The sequence below is a fragment of the Synechococcus sp. WH 5701 genome (genome assembly GCF_000153045.1).
Lineage (GTDB): Bacteria > Cyanobacteriota > Cyanobacteriia > PCC-6307 > Cyanobiaceae > Regnicoccus_A > Regnicoccus_A antarcticus.
In genome coordinates this window covers 1-1,136 of the sequence record NZ_AANO01000123.1, presented here as the reverse complement: position 1 = coordinate 1,136, position 1,136 = coordinate 1, and the positions used below count along the sequence as shown (strand labels likewise).

Sequence of the window (1,136 nt, the reverse complement as noted above, 5' to 3'; positions counted from 1 at the left end):
AAACGTGGAGCAGCCCATGTAATGATAGAGTGGCTGACCGTTGTAGGAGAAACGGGAGGTACCGTCGGGCATCACGCCCTTGCCCTGGGTCGCACGCACGGCACCACACAGATTGGTCTTGCCAGAGGTGCAGAACTTGCACTCGCCGCATTCGGCCGTGTAGAGCGGAATCACGTGGTCACCCACTTCCAGGTTTTTGACGCCGGGTCCGACCGCCTCGACAATACCGCCACCTTCGTGGCCCAGAATGGTCGGGAACAGGCCTTCAGGGTCAGCACCAGACAGGGTGTAGGCGTCGGTATGACAAACACCGGTGGCAACGATGCGCACCAGAACCTCGCCCTCCTGGGGCGGCGCCACATCGACTTCGACAATTTCTAGCGGCTTGTTGGCCTCAAAAGCCACCGCTGCACGGGATTTAATCACTGTCGGACTCCTGTTGAATTCGGATCTGTGTTTTGGATTTCACGCCACGATGTGCCGGCTGTTCGTTCATTCTAGACGAAGTGCGCAACCAGATGGGCGGCGAAATCTTTTTCGGAACTGGCTCGTATCTTCTCACAGCTGACAGATACCGAGAGAGGAGCTCTTACGTTGCGCACGCTTTACTGGTTTACGCGGGATCTTCGCCTGCACGACAACGCTTCGTTGCTGGCGGCCTCGAAGTCCGACATGCTTCTCTGCCTCTATGTGGTCGATCCGCGCTGGTTTGCGCCCGGTCCCCTGCAGAGCAAGGCCATGGGGGATCATCGGTGGCGCTTTCTTTGGCAGAGCCTGATGGCGTTGGAACGCAGCCTTCGACCACTGGGCCAGCGGCTCCACATCGCCTTTGGTGAGCCGGAAACGGTCATTCCCCAACTTGCGCACGCCCACAGCATTGAACGGGTTGTACGCTCCCGACTTCCGGGTACCCAAGAGGCCGGTCAGTGGCAAGCCATCAAGGACAGGCTGCCCAAGGCAGTATTCCAGCAATTCGAGACTCTGAGCCTGTTCACCGAGGGTTCCCTGCCGATGGCGCTCGAGGAGTTGCCGGATACCTTCTCCCAGTTCCGCAAGCAAGTTGAGAAAACCGGAGATCGCTGTTCAGAGCGCTTGCGAATCCGCACCCTGACGGCCCTACCGCCACCGCCGGGATT

At 59.2% G+C, this 1,136-nt stretch carries 2 protein-coding genes; one reads left to right on the top strand and one right to left on the bottom strand.

The features are described 5' to 3' along the window. Window positions 1-423: alcohol dehydrogenase catalytic domain-containing protein (locus tag WH5701_RS16410; protein ID WP_198005108.1), on the bottom strand; the 423-nt coding region annotated here is incomplete at its 3' end. Window positions 424-594: 171 nt separating this feature from the next. On the opposite strand from WH5701_RS16410, the gene WH5701_RS00710 reads away from it, so the two are divergent. Then, window positions 595-1,136: deoxyribodipyrimidine photo-lyase (locus WH5701_RS00710; RefSeq protein WP_006169915.1), on the top strand; the 542-nt coding region annotated here is incomplete at its 3' end.